Annotated in this window: 15 protein-coding genes; 5 read left to right on the top strand and 10 right to left on the bottom strand. The window is 62.4% G+C overall.

All coding sequences use genetic code 11. The features are described 5' to 3' along the window. Positions 1–43: 43 nt before the first annotated feature. A complete protein-coding gene (locus ACTHNE_RS14570) occupies positions 44–859 on the bottom strand; it encodes a sulfotransferase family protein (RefSeq protein WP_324945338.1) in 816 nt (271 codons plus the stop codon). 393 nt (positions 860–1,252) lie between these two features. Here ACTHNE_RS14570 and ACTHNE_RS14565 point away from each other — a divergent pair, with 393 nt between their 5' ends. Continuing rightward, the gene (locus ACTHNE_RS14565) at positions 1,253–1,948 is read left to right on the top strand and encodes a response regulator transcription factor (RefSeq protein WP_324945336.1); all 696 of its coding nucleotides are present in this window, start codon (positions 1,253–1,255) and stop codon (positions 1,946–1,948) included. Beyond that, positions 1,914–3,896: a sensor histidine kinase gene (locus ACTHNE_RS14560; RefSeq protein WP_324945333.1), complete on the top strand. Its 1,983-nt coding sequence runs from the start codon at positions 1,914–1,916 to the stop codon at positions 3,894–3,896. Before ACTHNE_RS14565 ends, ACTHNE_RS14560 begins: the two co-directional genes overlap by 35 nt. A 121-nt stretch (positions 3,897–4,017) precedes the next feature. Here ACTHNE_RS14560 and ACTHNE_RS14555 read toward each other — a convergent pair whose 3' ends face one another. Then, complete coding sequence (locus ACTHNE_RS14555; RefSeq protein ID WP_324945329.1) at positions 4,018–5,481, bottom strand: phytoene desaturase family protein; 1,464 nt, start codon at positions 5,479–5,481, stop codon at positions 4,018–4,020. Positions 5,482–5,680: 199 nt separating this feature from the next. Between ACTHNE_RS14555 and ACTHNE_RS14550 the strand changes: the two genes are divergently transcribed. Continuing rightward, the gene (locus tag ACTHNE_RS14550) at positions 5,681–6,211 is read left to right on the top strand and encodes a TetR/AcrR family transcriptional regulator (RefSeq protein WP_324945326.1); all 531 of its coding nucleotides are present in this window, start codon (positions 5,681–5,683) and stop codon (positions 6,209–6,211) included. A 138-nt stretch (positions 6,212–6,349) separates the two neighbouring features. Beyond that, complete coding sequence (locus tag ACTHNE_RS14545) at positions 6,350–6,940, top strand: LysE family translocator (protein ID WP_440269633.1); 591 nt, start codon at positions 6,350–6,352, stop codon at positions 6,938–6,940. Here ACTHNE_RS14545 and ACTHNE_RS14540 read toward each other — a convergent pair. From ACTHNE_RS14540 to ACTHNE_RS14505, 8 genes are all read right to left on the bottom strand, one after another. Next, complete coding sequence (locus ACTHNE_RS14540; protein WP_324945320.1) at positions 6,937–7,713, bottom strand: 3-keto-disaccharide hydrolase; 777 nt, start codon at positions 7,711–7,713, stop codon at positions 6,937–6,939. The two genes, ACTHNE_RS14545 and ACTHNE_RS14540, sit on opposite strands and share 4 nt — an antisense overlap. 14 nt (positions 7,714–7,727) lie before the next feature. Continuing rightward, complete coding sequence (locus ACTHNE_RS14535; protein WP_324945317.1) at positions 7,728–8,630, bottom strand: hydroxypyruvate isomerase family protein; 903 nt, start codon at positions 8,628–8,630, stop codon at positions 7,728–7,730. A gap of 2 nt (positions 8,631–8,632) precedes the next feature. Next, positions 8,633–9,688 (bottom strand): sugar phosphate isomerase/epimerase family protein, encoded by a 1,056-nt coding sequence (locus tag ACTHNE_RS14530; protein WP_440269632.1) that lies wholly within the window; start codon positions 9,686–9,688, stop codon positions 8,633–8,635. A 241-nt stretch (positions 9,689–9,929) separates the two neighbouring features. Continuing rightward, positions 9,930–10,517, bottom strand: coding sequence for a gluconate 2-dehydrogenase subunit 3 family protein (locus ACTHNE_RS14525; protein WP_324945310.1), 588 nt, complete (start codon positions 10,515–10,517; stop codon positions 9,930–9,932). Positions 10,518–10,528: 11 nt separating this feature from the next. Continuing rightward, positions 10,529–12,223 carry a GMC family oxidoreductase gene (locus ACTHNE_RS14520; protein ID WP_324945307.1) on the bottom strand — a complete coding sequence of 565 codons (1,695 nt, stop codon included), beginning with the start codon at positions 12,221–12,223 and terminating at the stop codon, positions 10,529–10,531. 16 nt (positions 12,224–12,239) lie between these two features. Beyond that, entirely contained in the window at positions 12,240–13,130 is an 891-nt protein-coding gene (locus ACTHNE_RS14515) for a sugar phosphate isomerase/epimerase family protein (protein ID WP_324945305.1), read from the bottom strand. Between the two features lie 25 nt (positions 13,131–13,155). After that, the gene (locus ACTHNE_RS14510; RefSeq protein WP_324945302.1) at positions 13,156–14,358 is read right to left on the bottom strand and encodes an MFS transporter; all 1,203 of its coding nucleotides are present in this window, start codon (positions 14,356–14,358) and stop codon (positions 13,156–13,158) included. Beyond that, positions 14,355–15,548 (bottom strand): Gfo/Idh/MocA family protein, encoded by a 1,194-nt coding sequence (locus tag ACTHNE_RS14505; protein ID WP_440269631.1) that lies wholly within the window; start codon positions 15,546–15,548, stop codon positions 14,355–14,357. The genes ACTHNE_RS14510 and ACTHNE_RS14505 overlap by 4 nt, the downstream gene beginning before the upstream one ends. Positions 15,549–16,035: 487 nt before the next feature. Between ACTHNE_RS14505 and ACTHNE_RS14500 the strand changes: the two genes are divergently transcribed. Continuing rightward, positions 16,036–17,112 carry a LacI family DNA-binding transcriptional regulator gene (locus tag ACTHNE_RS14500; RefSeq protein WP_324947883.1) on the top strand — a complete coding sequence of 359 codons (1,077 nt, stop codon included), beginning with the start codon at positions 16,036–16,038 and terminating at the stop codon, positions 17,110–17,112. The last annotated feature ends 44 nt before the right edge of the window (positions 17,113–17,156 follow it).

Here is a 17,156-nt window from a genome sequence, read left to right as displayed (position 1 = left end):
CGTCGTTTATTGATTTGTTGGAATGCCGCGCTGTCGTTTGGAATCAGACGATGCGCACGCCGCGCGGATTGAGTTGCGGATCGCGCCAGAACGGATCGCTTTCGAAGCGGTGGAACAGATCCGGCGGCAAAATGGTTTGCCGCGCTGTGGCAGCGACATGCGCGCGCACGTGATGCAAACCCGGTGTGCCGGCGCGCTGGTCGAAGCCTTTGTCGTCGAAACTGACGCGCTCGAAGTCGTGCGCGTAGCGCGGTTCGCCGATGAAGTCGTACACCGCGGCCAGCGCGCGTGCGGGATCTTTCGCCAGCGTGTCGTACTGCAACAGCATCAGGTTGCCGCTGTCTTCGCCGAAGTACGCTTCCTTCAGCGCGTTGTAGGCATAGCCGATCATGCCGTCGCCGTTGACCAGGCCCTCGGTGCGCGAGTACACCGTGCCCCCGGGCTGAAAATTGAACATCGAAGAAGGCTGGAACGCGTTGTCGCGCACCAGCCGTTCGATGCTGTCGACGATCCACGCCGTGTCCCGCACGCAGGCGATGACGCGTGCATCGGGAAACAGGGTCTTCAGTACAGGAAGCCTGCTGCACCACGCCCGGTTGGTATCGAACACGACGTCGGCGCTGACTTCGTCCTCGTAATAGTTGGCGACCAGGCCGCGCAAGATGCGTTGGCGCTGCGCATCGTTGATGAACACCGAAAACTCGTTGCGTCCGCTCAATTCGCCAAGCATGGTGGTGACCATCCCGGCCACCGGACTGCTCATGCCCGCATGGAAGCGCGGGTTCTGCTGCAACAAGGCAGACAGCAGCGTGGACCCGGACCTGGGCAGGCCCGAGATGAAATGAATGCGGCGATCCATGTGGTCCCCTGTGGATAACGATGGAGCGTTAGTCGATGACGGCTACCCACCCTTGCAGCGCGGCCCTCCGGATCACGCGGTCGACGCGGCTCGCGGGGTTGCCCTGCAACATGAGGAGCGCGAGTGGGAGCGCGCGGCCATGGCGGGGTATCGTGAGGACAACCGGCAAGGCTGTCTGTAGAACAAAGACGCTACACACGTGCTTGCCTGTCAGGCGGCAAAATGACGTCCTTTTAGGGGCCGCGCCGGTGCGAAAACGCGCATCGCGTGGCGGGACTTATGGCTGCACCCGGCTATTCCGGTATCGTGGGCTGCCTGTAGAACAAAGGCGCTAATGCGCGTAGCCGCCCGTCGCGTTACACCACGACGCACTTTTAAAATCCTGGACTGTTCATGGAATTACCGGCCGCCGATGCGACTCCGCCCCTGATCCACGTGGCCATCGTGGAAGACGATCTCGGTTTCAGGCGTGCCCTGACGGAGGCGATCGAGAGTGCGCAAAACATCCGGCTTGCCGGTATCGCCAGAACGCGCGCCGAGGGGCTGAGGATGCTCTTGAGTGCGCCGGCCGACGTGCTGCTGGTGGATCTGGGCTTGCCGGATGGCTCCGGCATCGATGTCATCAAGGCCGCCGTGCAGCAGTGGAGCAGTTGCAGCGTCATGGTCGCCACCAACTTCGGCGACGAGACCCATGTGATCCGTTCGATCGAGGCGGGTGCATCGGGTTATCTGCTGAAGGACAGTTCCCCCGCAAAAATCGTCGATGAAATTCGCAGCTTGGCCAGCGGCGGCAGCCCGATCAGCCCTATCATTGCGCGACAGGTGCTGGCACGGTTTCGGCAGGGCGGGACAGGGGGCGCAAGCCAAACGATCGGGTCGGGCGAAACGCCGCAACTTCTGTCCGCGCGCGAGAAAGAAGTACTGGAACTCATTACCAAGGGTTTTACGGCCCCTGAAATCGCCAGGCTGATGTCGTTGTCACCTTTTACCGTGCGCAGCTTTGTGCGGCGTATTTACAGCAAATTGAATGTGACATCCAAGGCGGAAGCGATTTATGAAGCCAGAAATCAGGGGATTCTGGGCGGGTAGTGCGGCACGCGTGGCCACGGCGCAGGAGGTGGCGAAACCTGATCGCCCTTTACGCCCTTTTTCTGCCTTCGCTGCGCTGATTTTTTCGCTGGCGCTGCTGGCCGCGCTGGGCGCCTTTCTCTCGCTGGCGGTAAGCGGCATCCAGCGAGCAGATGAATGCCTGCATTTGACCCAGGCCAGCTGGCAGGAAGTGGCATCGTCCGGCTTCAGTGCGCCGCCTGCTTCGCTGGACAGCCGCAGCTTGCCGGACGAGTGGCGTGCTACCGCGCTGCCGCTGTCCTTGCATGCTGCATCGCCGGCCAACGCGCACCGCATCATATGGGTGAGGCTGTCGGTGACCGGACCGCAGTCGGTCACCGAATCGCTGGCGTTGTATGGCGCGCGCCTCAAGACCGACGGCCCCGTCGCCCTCTACGTCAACGGCAAGCTGGTGTATCGGGGCCAGCAACGCGGCCAGCAATGGAACAGCCTGTTTACGCCGCTATGGGTGCCGCTGGAGCCGGGGGTGAGCGAGGCGCCTGTGCGGGAAATCCTGGTCAGGCTGGAGCACACCGCCCAATACCCAGTGGCGGTGTCCTCACTTTGGCTGGGGCCAGCCGATGCCTTGCGCGGCCGTTACCAGACCCGGCAGTGGCTGCAGCAGGGGCTGCCGGCGATGTTGAATGCGGCGTTTCTGGCCGTGGGCGTCTTTGCCTTGTTCGTATGGTTCAAGCGCAAGCACGAGCCGGGCTATCTGTTGTTCTTCAACCTGGCGGTGATCGCCTTTGCCGCGCATCTGCACTATTACGTGGATCTGCCCATCGCCAACGACTGGTTCGGCTGGCTGGTGGTCAATTCGCTTTGCTGGCTGCTGACGGTGGGGCATTTCTTCTTGAGGCTGCTGCACGGCCGACCGCTGCGTTGGCTCAGTCGCGGCATGATTGCCGCGCCGGTGCTGATTGGGGTCGCGACGATGCCGGTGTCGTGGGCCTTGCCCAACACGCAATTCATGCTCGCGGTGATCTATGCATTGGAGCTGATGATGGCGATGGTGGTGGGCCTGGTAGGCGGTATTTGCACCTGGCGGTCCTCGCGGGAAGGGCGGCTGGTGGTCGTCGCGGTCGCCATCTGTGTGTTGCTCGGCGTATCCGATTGGATGATGCACAACAACGTCGTCAGTCCGGAAGGTTGGTTTCTGGGTGCCTACACCAACGGTGTCACCTTCATCTTTTTCGGACTGCTGATGTACCGGCGTTACATGCATGCGATCGAAGAAGTAGAGCGGGTCAACGCCAGCCTCGCGGAGCGATTGCGTTTGCGTGAGGTCGAGCTGGAACAGAGCCACCAGCGCTTGCGCGAAATCGAACAACGCCAGTTGCTGAGCGACGAACGCCAGCGTCTGATGCAAGACATGCATGACGGGCTCGGCTCTACCCTGATCAGCGCCATCCGCTCGGTGGAGCAGGGGCGCATGGGCGATACCGAGGTCTCGCAAATCCTCAAGGACTGCATGGACGACCTGAAACTGGCGATCGATTCGATGGAACCGGTCGAGGCCGACCTGCTGCTGTTGCTCGCCACGCTGCGCTTTCGCCTGGAGCCGCGCATGGAGGGCGCCAACGTTGCATTGGTCTGGGACGTCGGGGAATTGCCGCCGCTGGACTGGCTGGATCCGTCGAGCGCGCTGAACATCCTGCGCATCGTGCAGGAAAGCGTGGCCAATATCCTGCGGCACACGCGCGCCACGGTCATCCGGGTGGCCACGGCCGCCGAGAGTGCCGGCGTGCAAGTCATCATTGAAGACAATGGCCAGGGTTTTGACGTGGCGACGGCCCTGTGGCGCAGCACTGGACGCGGCCTGCAGAACCAGCAGCGTCGCGCGCAGGCGATCGATGGGCGTGTCGATTGGAAGTCAGGGGACACCGGTACCCGATTTACGCTGTGGCTACCGCTGCAACGTGGCATTTAGCGTCGAGGTGAAGTCATTCGTCGCTTCGTTGCATTCTGGGCATTTGGTTGACGGAACGTAACAAACCCAGCGGCCTGTTGTAGGGCGGCTCAGCCACAAGATTTATCCCCGATGCGGCCGTTCAACAATCCGCCGCCAGCAGGCCTTCCGCGGCCTGAAGACCCGAGTACATCGCCGATGGCACGCCGAAGCCGGGAAACGTCGTCTGTCCTGCGAGGTACAGGCCAGGAAGCGGGGTGCGGTGTGGAAAGTACAGGGCGGGGTTGGCGCCAGGAGCGATGCCGTAGAGCGCGCCCTCGTAAAGATGCCGCTGCTGCGCGAAGTCCTGCGGGTCGAGTGTGCGGATGGTTTCGACGCGCATGCCGGGAAGGTGCCGTTGCAGCGCCGCCACGTGCCGCTCGACCGCGTGTGTCGTCATGCTCGGTGTCCATTCCTGCGCACGGGAGATCCCCGATACCGGCGCGAAAAGCTCGACGACTGCCTTGCCGGCCGGCGCGAGCTCCGGTGAAACGCTGCTGGGTGACGTCCAGGAAAGCCAGCGTGGTTCATCCAGAGTCACCCGGTGCATGTCGCCCTGCCGCGTCATGTCCGGAACATGGTTGACGATGAAGGCGCCGGATGTCGGCGCTATCTGGCCGCCAAGCTGGATCGCGACCGCACGGTGCGATAGCGGCGCCTTGCCAGCCAGGCGCCGCATGGCCCGCGGTCTGGATGCGGGTGGAAGCAACTGATTGACGACGCTGAAACCGGCACAGGTGGCGATGACGTCACGCGCGGCCATGCGCTCACCGCTATCCAGCAGCACGCCGCTCACTGCGCCGCGTGAAACCTCGATGTGCTCGACCTTGCTGCCGCATCGTATCTCCACGCCAGCGCTGTGAAGGGCGCGGTGCAACGCAGCGGTGATCGCGCCCATTCCTCGGCGAGGCAGGTGAAAGCCTTCGTCCAGCAAGGCAAGCACGCCGATCAGTTGCGATGCGGGCAGGCGCTGCGGCGCGGTGCCGGTGTAGAGCAGCATCGAGGCGACCGATGCCTGCAGTGCGGAATCGGCAAAGTAGCGACGAATCAGCCGATCCGCATGGCCGCTCATCTTCGGCAGGTGACGCCATAGGAGGGCAAGCGTGCGCATGGTGGAGAGCTCATGCGGCAGAATGTCATCAACCAGGCGGCGATAGAGCGGTTGCCAGTCGCGCTGCAGTTTGCCGAGGCCATCGCGCAGCTGCATCGAGCGGAGCGCGGCTTGCGAGCCTTCGACCCGACTTGCATCCAGCGATCCCAGGTGAACGACCGTGCCATCATCCAGATGCGTCTCGTGCGGCTGGGTGATGGGTATCAATGGCACTTCGTCGTCAAGATCCAGGCCCAGCCGGGCGAACGCTCGACGAAGCAGCGAGGGAAGCGCTACATAGACGGCGCCATTATTGAACGTATAGCCGTCCACCGTGGTGTTGGAGCAGCAACCACCGACGCCGCAGGTAGCTTCTATCACGGTGACGTCGCGTCCGGCCCTGGCCAGGGCCAAGGCGGCGGAAAGGCCGGACAGTCCGGCTCCGATCACGATGGTGGGCGCAGAACGTGTGGACATGCAAAACCTCACTGGGCTTGAAGCTTCCTGGCTACGAGACAGACGGTGGGGCCGGTTTGAAACCCTCGTCTTTGGCGAGACCTAAAATTAAACAATGTACAATTATGGACATTGTCCAGTTATGAAGGCAAGCGCACCGATGTCTACTGATTCCTATCGCAAACGCGATCGCACGCGCGCGCACCTGGCTGAAGTGGCCATGACGCTGTTCGAGGAGCACGGCTTTGGCGGCGTGACCATGGAGCAGATCGCGGCGGCCGCAGGCGTTGCGCGCGGCACGCTGTACAACCACTTCGCCGTGAAAGAAGCCGCGCTGGTGCATGCCGTGCATGCGCGGCTGGCGGGCGACATCGGACCTCTTCTGCAACAGGTGATCAAGCGCCGGGGCCTCAAGGCGCAGCTCACCGCCGTGTTCAAAGCGTCTGCGGATTGGTGGGAGGCGCACCGCGACTATGCCGCACCGTATATCCGTTTCCGCTTTCAGACGATCGGTGATGGCCAGGCGGGGCAGGGCGATTCGGACATGCAGGCGCTGTATGCACAGTTGATTGCGCGGGCTCAGGACGGTGGCGAAATCCGCAATGACATCGCATCAGGACGCCTCGCCAGCCACCTGCATTTTCTCTACCTGGGCGCGGTATTGCGGTGGCTGGAGAATGATCGGATCACCCTGGCAAGGGAGCTTGCGGGTGTGCTGGCGTTCTTCATGGACGCTGCGAAGCTGGGTTAGGGGAATCATGTTTGCGGCGGCGGGCCCATCTTCGGTATTGGAAACGCGTATCCCAGCGACCGGATCTTCACGCCCGAACGGCCTGGCTTATAGTTGACGCCTTGCCCTCGCGTCCGCTGTTGGCCAGCTATGCATCCCATGTCGAATACGCTGTTGTTCGCGCTGGGCGTCGCCATCGTGCTGATCACGCCCGGCCCCACCAACACGCTGCTTGCCGCGGCGGGATGGCAGCGAGGTGTGCGGCGTGCGGCGCCGCTTGCCGGCGCCGAGCTTGCCGGTTACGTGGTGTCGATCTCGGTGTGGGGCGGCTTTCTCGTGCATGTCGAGCACTCGCTTTCCTGGCTACCCTTGCTGGTGCGGATCGCCAGCTGCCTGTATGTCGCGTACCTTGCGGTTCGCATGTGGCGCACGAGCCTTATGGTTCGAGCCTCCTCGCAAGCGGATATCGGGCCGCGTACCTTGTTCGTCGCGACGCTGCTCAACCCCAAGGCGCTGCTGTTCGCCGGCACGGTTTTTCCGCCTGCGGCGTTTGCGCAAGAGGCCGATTATCTGGCGGCGATGAGTGTTTTCTCGCTGCTGCTGTTGCCCATTGGGCTGGCCTGGATCGCGTTCGGCGCGGCATTGGGCAGCGGCCGATTGACGTGGATCAGCGCCAAGGGCATGCAGCGTTGCGCTTCGCTTGTACTGGCTGCGTTTTCCCTGTCGCTGGCGTGGAGCCTGTTGCCTTAATCCAGCGGCCGCACCCAGATATTGCGAAAACTGATCGGAGGCGAAGGATCGCCATGCGCCTGCAGCTTGATCGGCGCCGTATCGTAGGATTTGTATTTCGGTTTGCCGATATAGAACGTTTCGCCGGCAAGCCGGGTATGGTTCTGCACGAGCACGCCATTGTGGAACACGGTGACGTAGGCGGGTGACTTGAGCGTTCCGTCGGTGGCGAATACCGGTGCGGTCCACACGATGTCATAGGTCTGCCATTCGCCCGGCGGACGCATCGCATTGGCCAGCGGAGGCGTCTGTTTGTAGATGCTGGCGGCTTGCCCATTGACATAGGTTTTGTTGTGGTACGAATCCATGATCTGGACTTCGTAGCCTTCGTCGCCCGGTCCGGTGGAGGCGAGGAACACGCCGCTGTTGCCGCGCTTCTGGCCTTCGCCGGTGATGGTGGTGGGAACGGACCATTCCAGATGCAATTGGTAGTTCTTGAACCTCTGCGTGGTCTGGATGTTGCCGCTGGCTTTGTCGACGGTGACCACGCCATCGTGCACCTTCCAGCGTGCTGGCGAGTGGTCCTTGGAAGTTTCCCATTGCTTCAGATCGTGACCGTCGAACAGCACGATGGCATCGGACGGTGGCGCGCTGTCCTGCTTGCCGGGCGCGACGATCTTCGGCACCGGTTGCCATTGCTCGGTGGCTTCGGGGGTAGTCGGCTCAGCCGTTTGCGCCAACAGCGGCGAGGAAATCATGGCTGCGAGCAGGAGGGCGGTGACAAGTAGCTTCATGACGTTCTCTCGCATCAGACCGTGCACAGCTTGAATGCCTCGGCGAACGAGGCGAAGGGATCGGCTTGCGCCGGCATGAACTCGTGCGCGATATAGCCCTGGAAATTCAGATCGGCGATCGCCTTGGCAATGGCGTGATAGTTGAGCTCCTGCGTGCCGTCGATCTCGTGCCGGCCTGGTACGCCCCCGGTGTGGAAATGGCCGATCCACTGGATGTTGTCGCGGATGGTGCGGATCACGTCGCCTTCCATGATCTGCATGTGATAGATGTCGTAGAGCAGCTTGACGTTGGGCGAGCCGATGCCTTTCATCACGGCGACGCCGAAGGCGGTGTGATCGCCCTGGTAACCGTGGTGATCGACCTTGCTGTTGAGCAGTTCCACGCACAGGGTGATGCCATGTTCGGCCGCCAGCGGCGCGATCTTCGACAGGCCTGCGACGCAGTTGTCGATCGCCTGACTGTCGTCGATGCCGGGCTTGCGATTGCCGAACATCGTGATCACGTTGGTCACGCCTGCTTGCTTGGCGAGCGGAATGGTCGTCTCCAGTTCCTTCAGCAAGGTGGCGTGGTTGGCCGGATCGTTGAAGCCCATCGTGATGAAATCATCGCGGCGCGCGGGATAGCCCATGGAAACTTTCAGTCCACTGTCGTTGACCACTGCCCATTCATCGGCATACAGCAAGTCGACCGCCACAAAGCCGATCGCCTTGAGGCGCTTGCACAGTTCGGGCAATGGCGCCTTCGAGGTCCAGCGACTCAATGATTGCTTGAGGCGGCCGGGAGAGGTTTTCTCGGGAGCAGGAGCGGCGAACGCGCTTTCCATCGGCGCCAGCGCGGCGGTGGCGCCGAATGCTGCGGCAGCAGCTATTCGGCCGAGCGCCTCGCGGCGGGTGATGCCTTGCGTATCGTCGGACATGGTTAGTCGAGTCCCAATAGCTGGCGGTTGAAGGTGCGGTCGGCGCCGCTCGCAGCGAAATCATCGAACGCGCGCCCGGTCACCTTGATGATGTGATCGCGGATAAAGGCGGCGCCTTCCTTTGCACCTTGCTCCGCATCTTTCAGGCAGCACTCCCATTCCAGCACAGCCCAGCCCGGATAGTCGTACTGCGCGAATTTGCTGAACACGGCTCCAAAATCGATCTGCCCATCGCCCAGCGAGCGGAAGCGCCCGGGGCGGTCGATCCAATTTTGATAACCGCCATAGACGCCAGCGCGTCCGTTCGGGCGGAACTCGGCATCCTTCACATGGAAGGCGCGGATGCGCTGGTGGTAGATGTCGATGAACTCAAGATAGTCCATCTGCTGCAGCACCATGTGGCTGGGGTCGTACAGGATGTTTGCGCGCGGGTGATGATCGACCGCATCGAGAAAACGTTCGAAAGTCGCGCCATCGTGCAGGTCCTCGCCCGGATGCAGCTCGTAGCAGACATCCACGCCGGCATCGTCGAAGGCATCCAGGATCGGGCGCCAGCGTTTGCCCAGTTCGTCGAAGGCTTCCTCGATCAATCCCGCGGGACGTTGTGGCCAGGGATAGAACAAATGCCAGGCCAGTGCGCCTGAAAAAGTTGCGTGCGAAGAGAGGCCGAAATTCCGGCTCGCCTTGGCCGCCAGCTTGAGCTGTTCCACTGCCCACGCCTGGCGTGCCTGCACGTTGTTGCGCAGCGCCAGCGGTGCGAAGCCATCGAACAAGCAGTCGTAGGCGGGATGGGAAGCGACCAGTTGCCCTTGCAGATGCGTGGAAAGCTCGGTGACGGCAAGGCCATGCCCGGCCAGCATGCCGGCGATGTCGTCGCAGTACGTCCTGCTCGCCGCCGCCTGCTCAAGATCGAACAGGCGCCGGTCGTTGGAAGGGATCTGCACGCCGACGAAGCCCAGCGATGCGACCCAGCGGGCGATTTCCGGCAGCGTATTGAACGGTGGTGCGTCCCCGGCGTATTGGGCGAGGAAAATGCCTGGGCCCTTGAGTGTCTTCATGCATGGGTACCTGGTGTGTGCGCGGAGGCGTGCATCTGGGTAGTGCGCTCCCTCCCCTGCGACAGTAGGGGAGGGTTGGGGTGGGGTTGCTTGTGCTTTAGCGTGTAGCTACATGTCGCCAGGACATGCGTCGGGGCGATGACTTCTTTCTGACGCTCGCTGCGCTCGCACCCCACCCTAACCCTCCCCTGCAAGCAGGGGAGGGGACGACTTTTCGCAACGATAGAAATGCGCGCTTCGTTCATATCGTCAATTCCGCCTCGATCGCCCAGGCCTTGCCATTGCCCGCCTGCGACAGCGGAATATCGGCATGGTAGGCGCCCGGCACGGCGACGTACTGCAGCACTTCGGTGCATCCAGGTTGCGACATGAAGAAGCCCAGCATCGCCAGTTTCTTTGTCATCAGCACGAACGCAGGCGCCGAGGCCGGCTTGAGGTTGTTCTTGGCCAGCGCTTCCTCGTGAAGCCTAGTGACCAGTGCCTTGCGCTGCGCGGGGTCGAGCTGGAGGAACGGTTTGCTGCTCTCCTTTTCGAAGGCCGCGAGCGCCTGCACGTAATGCTGCTGTTCTTCCTTGGTGTAGACGTCCCGGAACATCAGGTCGATAAAGCGCGGCACGCCCGCTTCGACTGCGCCCGGCGTATCGGACTGCGGAAGGATGATGTCGACCACCGCGACCACCACGTCGCTTTGCGCCTGGGTAAAAAAAGGTGGGGTCGTTTCGGTGCGTTGTGCTGCGGCGTGCGCGTTGAGCACCGCCAGCAGCGATGGTGCGGCAACTGCACCTACGGCCAGCGCGGACATGCATTTCAACCATTCGCGACGATTCATGGCGAGCTCCTTCAGATATTGCCGCGCTTGAGTTCTTCCACCGCATGGCTGGCCGCGCGTGCGGTCAGCGCCATATAGGTCAGCGATGGATTCTGGCAGGCCGACGAGGCCATGCAGGAACCATCGGTTATGAACACGTTCCTGCACGCGTGCATCTGGTTCCATGCGTTGAGCACCGAGGTCTTCGGATCGCGTCCCATGCGTGCGGTACCCATTTCATGGATGCCAGCGCCGACGTTGGCCTGGACCTTGAACGATTGCACGTCGCGATAGCCGGCGGCGGTGAGCATTTCCATCGCGTCGTCGATGATGTCCTTGCCCATCAGGATCTCGTTCTCTTCGTGCGCCGCGTCGAAGTTGAGCAGGGGCAGGCCGTATTTGTCCTTCCGGTTGCGGTCGAGCGTGACGCGGTTGCGATGGGAGGGCAGCATTTCGCCGAAGCCCATCATCGATACGCGCCACGGCCCGGGCGTTTCGGCGGCGCGCTTGAGTTCGTCGCCGATGGCGGGCATGTCCGCCAGCCGTGTCCAGTCTTCGCGCCGTGCGCTGCCCTGGTAGCCGAAGCCACGCAGGTAGTTGCGCTTGTCCTTGCCGATGTTGCGGTAGCGCGGAACATAGAAGCCATTGGGCCGGCGGCCGCTGTAGTAGCGATCTTCATAGCCTTCGGCCAATGCTTGCGCGCCGCTGCCGAACAGGTGATCCATGATGTTGTGGCCCACTTCGCCGCTGTCGTTGCCGAAGCCGTTGGGGAAGCGGCTGGAGGTGGAGTTGAGCAGGATCTGCGTGGTGCCGAAGGTGGATGCGCACAGGAAGATCACGCGCGCGAAATAATCGGTCTGCTTGCCGGTTTCGGCATCCTGCACGCGCACGCCGGTCGCCTTGCCCTTGGCGTTGTCGTAGATCATTTCGTAGACGATGGCGTTGGTTACCATGGTCATGTTGCCGGTTTTATCGGCCGCGGGCAGGGTGGAGGAATTGCTGCTGAAATACGCGCCGAATGGGCAGCCGCGCATGCACAGGTTGCGATACTGGCACGGCGCGCGTTGCGGGCTCTTGTCATGCTTGAGCGGCGCGGAAAGATTGGCGGTGCGGCCGATGATCAGCTTGCGGCCGAACTTGTCGGCCAGCTTGTCGCGAAAATCCTTTTCCACGCAGGTCAGTTCCATCGGTGGCAGGAATTGCCCGTCCGGCAGTTGCGGCAGGTGCTCGACCGAACCGCTGACGCCGATGAATTCCTCCACGTAGTCGTACCACGGCGCCACGTCTTCGTAGCGGATCGGCCAATCCACGCCGACGCCTTCCTTGGCGTTCGCTTCGAAATCCATCTGGCTGAAGCGATAGCTTTGCCGTCCCCACATCAGCGAGCGGCCGCCGACGTGGTAGCCGCGGAACCAGTCGAATGGCCGCGTTTCTTCGTATGGATTGTCGATGTCGTCGACGAACCAATGCTTGGTGGATTGCTTGATGCCGTAGAACGAAGGGCGCGTATGAATCGGGTGGCGCGCGATATCCTCGCGCGTGGGCTGATCGGCATACGGCAGCTCCCATGGCGCCTTCATGGCGGTGGGGTAGTCGCCGTGCCTGACCATTGGGCCGCGATCCAGCACCAGCGTCTTGAGGCCTTTTTCGGTCAGCTCCTTGGCGGCCCAGCCGCCGCTGACACCCGTGCCGACGACGATGGCGTCGTAGGTATGCTTGTTGTCCATGCCTGTTCCCTTTCGGCTATGCCATTGAGCGCAGTGGTTGCAGGTAGCCATAATCGACGCGCGCGGCATCGAGCTGGCTCATGCGGCTGTACGGTCCTTCCTGCTCGACGAAGCAGTGCTTCAAGCCGGCGCGATTGGCCGCAATCAGGATCGGCTTGTAGTCGATCGTGCCGCGCCCGAGCTCGGCGCCCGGGTATTCGCCGGGCCCCGGAGAGGGCAGGAAATCTTTGGCATGCATCAGCGGGATGCGGCCGTGATTGGCGTTGAAGACATCCACCGGATTCTTGCCGCCGATATGCACCCAGCCGCAATCGAGTTCGAACTTGACCAGGTTCGGATCGGTTTCCTTCAGCAGCACGTCGTAGAAGGTTTGGCCCTGGCCGACATCGGTAAATTCGCGGTGATGGTTGTGATAGGCGTATTGCAGTCCCGCCTTCTTCGCTTTCTCGCCGACCTGGTTGGCGAAGGCCGCGGTGCGCTTGGCATCGTCGCGCGAATACGTCGGCTGTTCGCTCTTGCCCGCCATCTTCTGCATGAAGGACGGCAGCATGCTGCTGACCAGATATTGCGCGCCTAGCACGTGCGCCGCCTCAATGCCCGGTTCGACGCCGAGGCTGTCGAAATGCAGGCTGGGACATGCCAGACCGGCTTCGTGCAGCTGATCGCGCAGCGTCTTGGCGGTGCTGGTCACGATCGCTTCGATCTCGCCGTAGCCGATCGTCTTGAGCGTCTTCAGCGTCCCTAGCGGATCGTCCTGATAGGCCTTGAGCACCATGTAGAGCTGGATGCCGAGCGGCTTGCCTTGCGAGGTGCCGGCCAGGAGTTTTCCGGGTGTGCTGCCGGCCAGCCATGCGGCGGTGCCGAACAGTGCGGAGCGGGTGAGGAACTGCCTGCGAGTCATCGTCATATGGGGTTTCTCTCGGGGCGTTGAGTCAGTTGATCACCGTGGCGGCGCTGCCGACGGTGCTCTTGCGATCCTTGAACAGCAGCACGAACAGCACCAGCACGAAGGCGGCGCAGGCGCCGGCCATCAGCCAGATCGGTCGCCAGTCGTGCCCCGCCGCGGTGGTGTGAGCATCGACCACGGTGCCGGAAACCCACGAGCCGACGAACATGCCCAGGCCGTAGGTAAGGAAGGTGATCAGGCCCTGCGTCGCCGCGCGCAAGGCAGGCGGCGCTTCGCGATCGATATAGATCTGGCCGACCACGAAGAAGAAGTCGAAGCAGATGCCATGCAGCACGATGCCGGCCCACAGCATCCACACCAGCTCGCCGGGCGCGCCGAAGGCGAACATCACGTAGCGCAACACCCAGGCCAGCATACCGACGGCGAGCATGTACTTCACGCCGAGGTGGCGGAAAAACCAGGGAATCAGCAGCATGCAGAACAGCTCGGACATCTGCCCGCCGGTCATCTTGCCGGCCGCGTTGACTACGCCGATTTCGTTGAGAAACAGGTTGGTGAACGCATAGTAGAACTGCAACGGGATGCAGATCAGGAACGAAGCCAGCGCGAACACCGCCATCGAGCGGTTGCGCAGCAGCGTGATGGATTCGAACGGAAACGCGTGGCGCAGTTCGAAACGTTGATGACGCGCCAGCGGCGGCGTTGCCGGCAAGGTAAGGCAATAGCCGGCCATCACCAGCGACAGTGCGGCGGCCAGGTACAACGGCGATGCGGTGGCTTCCACACCCCAGGCGCCCACGATCAGGCCCACCACGATCCAGCCGATCGTGCCGAACACACGGATCGCACCGAATTCCTCGCCGGGATCATTGATGTGGCGCATCGCCAGCGAGGTGGTCAACGCCAAGGTCGGCATGTAGCACAGGCTGTAGATCAGCAAGACCGTGTAAAGCATGGGGAATGCGCTTTGTGTCGCAGCGACGGCAAGCAGTGCTGCGCCGAGCAGATGCAGTATTGCCAATACGCGCCGCGTGTCGAACAGGCGGTCGGCCAGCAAGCCCACGAACAGCGGCGAGATCATCGCGCCGATCGCGGTGGTGCCAGCGACCGCGCCGATTTCCTGGCCAGTGAAGTGCAAGGTCTTGCCGAGCCAGGTGCCGACCGTCACGTACCACGCGCCCCAGATCGCATACTCGAACAACATCATCAAGCGAAGGCGCCATTTCATGCGCGTTTCCTCTTTTTGGTTGATTCACCGGGCGCCTCGACGTTCTGCCAGACACCGCCTGCCGCATGGCTGCGGAGCATCGCGTCGATTACCAGGCTGTTGCGGTAGCCATCGGCAAAGCTGGGCAGGGCGGCAGGCTTGGTATCCGGCGTGCCGCCTTTGCGAATCCACGCATACGCATCGCTGATCAGGTTGCGGAACGCATCGGCCCAGGCTTCAGGATGGCCGGCGGGCAGGTGCGCGTAACTGCGTGCCAACGTATCCAGCAGCGCCGGATCGCGCGTCAGCAAGGTATTTGCCTGCGCGTGATGGCCGATCCATAGTTCATTGGGTTGTTCCTGCTGCCACGCCAGCGATGCGAGACGGCCATTCACTTCCAGGCGCAGATCGTTCTTGTGGCCAGGCAACACTTGTCCGACAAGGAGGCTGCCACGTGCACCGTTATCGAAACGCAGCAGCACGCAAGCGAGGTCTTCGCTGCTGATGGTGACCTTGCGCCGCTGCGTGGATTTGTTCTGTTTGGCGAAAGCTTTGGCCGAAGCGAGCGGCGCCTCGCGTACCGGCACGGCGGTATGCAGATCGGCCAGCACCGCGGAAATGCGCGCGCCGGTGACGTGTTCGGCAAGATCGCACCAGTGCGAACCGATATCGCCGAGTGCGGAACTGGCGCCGCCCAGCTTGGGATCGAGCCGCCAGGTATAGGTGCGCTCGTCGGTCAGCCAATCCTGCAGATAGCGGCCATGCACCAGCACCGGCGCGCCGAGCTTGCCCTTGGCGATCATCGCGCGCGCCTGCTGCACCAGCGCATGCCCGCGGTAGTTGAAGGTGACCACGTTCGCCACGCCGGCGTCGCGCGCGGCGTCGAACAGCTCGCGGCTTTCCTGCACGTTGGCGGCAAGCGGCTTGTCTGAAATCACGTGCTTGCCGGCGCGCAGGGCCGCCAGGGAAATTTCCTTATGCAGATGGTTGGGCGTAGTGTTGTGCACCACCTGCACGGCCGGGTCGGCGAGCAGCTCGCGATAACTTGCATAGGCGTGCGCAACGCCGAGTTCGCGTGCACGTTTCTTCGCCGAATCGGGACTGGAGCCGGCGATGCCGATGATGTCCACGTCAACCAGCCGGCGCACGGCATCGAGGTGATGGGCAGCAATGAAGCCGGGGCCGACCAGGCCCATGCCGAGTTTGCTCATCGGACGGTTTCTCCGGAGCCAGAAAGAGGCCATGGGCTCGACTGCAAGAGCGATGAAGCCTTCAGGCCGTCATTCCCGCGAAAGCGGGAATCCATCTGCATCTTCGCGTCAGGGCAAAATGGATTCCCGCTTTCGCGGGAATGCCGCTGCGGGAAGGCATCCGCATCGGCTGCATTACCGATTGTCCGCGGTCTGCCGGTTGATACAGGTACTGCCATGTCCCCTCCCCAGTGTGATGTCGAAATGTATTCGATTACATTTTCAGGACATCAAATTTCCGATCAAGACGATGCTTGCGTGGACGTTTCCGGAAAAGCAGCGTAAAAGCCGGAAAGACTTGTAACAGGTGCGCTTGGGCCTATGCAACAATTTCATGTAATCCATTACATTGCACCGCACAAAGATGGGCTAGACTGGTTGCCTGGGCGCTACTCGCAAGGCGGGTGGTATCGTCCTGAATACAAAGGCGATGAGAGGGGATCAACGGGTGAGTGCGGACGGATCCAGGCGTAAGCGGCAGCGCGGCAAAGGTGATCATCCGGTCGCGGCGCAACCTGTCCGTGGCAAGACGGTCAAGGAGATTGCCGCCGCGGCGAACGTGTCGGTGGCGACCGTATCGCGCGCCTTGCAGCGGCCGGAGATCGTCAGCGAAGCCACGCGCCAGCATATCCAGGAAGTGGTCAAGCGCCTGGGCTACACGCCCAATGCGCTCGCGCGCAACCTGCGTACGGCGCGCACGCGGCTGATCGTTGCGTTGTTGCCCGACATCGCCAACCCGTTCTTCTCAGAGGTGATCCGCGGCATCGAGCAGGTGGCACACGAAAGCGGCTATTCGGTGCTGCTGGGCGAAACGCAGGGTAGCCTGGTGCGCGAACAAGCCTATGCCGACATGGTGGCGGCGCGCCAGGCCGACGGCATCATCACCATGTCGCCGCGCGTGCCGGCCATTCCCATTCAAGGCCGGCTGCCAGTGGTCAATGCCTGCGAGTACGTCAAAGACAGCCAGATCTGCAGCGTCTACGTCGACAACGTCACGGCGGCGGCCACCGCGGTCGACTATCTGCTGACACTGGGTCATCGCGAGATTGCATTCATTGCCGGACCGCCTTCCAGCCCAATCTGCGTGGATCGCGAGCTGGGTTATCAGCGCGCATTGCAGCACGCCCGCATCGCCGCCAATCCCGCGCTGACCGCGGTGGGCGATTTCTCGATCGAGGCGGGCGAACGCGCGATCGAACTGCTGCTGTCGCGTGGGCAATCGTTCAGCGCAGTGTTCTGCTCCAACGATGAAATGGCCATCGGCGCAATGCGCGCCTTGATCTCGCACGGACGGCGCGTGCCGGAAGATATCTCGGTGGTCGGCTTCGATGACATCCGCTTCGCGCGTTATACGTCACCGGCGTTGACGACCGTCGCCCAACCGAAGAATGCATTGGGTCGCGAAGCGACGACCATGCTGATCGAGCTGCTCAACGATCCGGCCGTGCCGCCGCGCAAGCGTGTGCTGTCGGCGGATCTGGTGGTGCGTGGTTCCACCGCGCCGCGATCGCCCAAACCGAGGTAAACCCTGCCCAAAAAGAAAGGCGCTTCACGCTCATGAAGCGCCTT

The organism is Dyella sp. (assembly GCF_051954575.1).
Classification (GTDB): Bacteria; Pseudomonadota; Gammaproteobacteria; order Xanthomonadales; family Rhodanobacteraceae; genus Dyella_B.
This window is presented reverse-complemented; position numbering and strand designations above follow the sequence as displayed.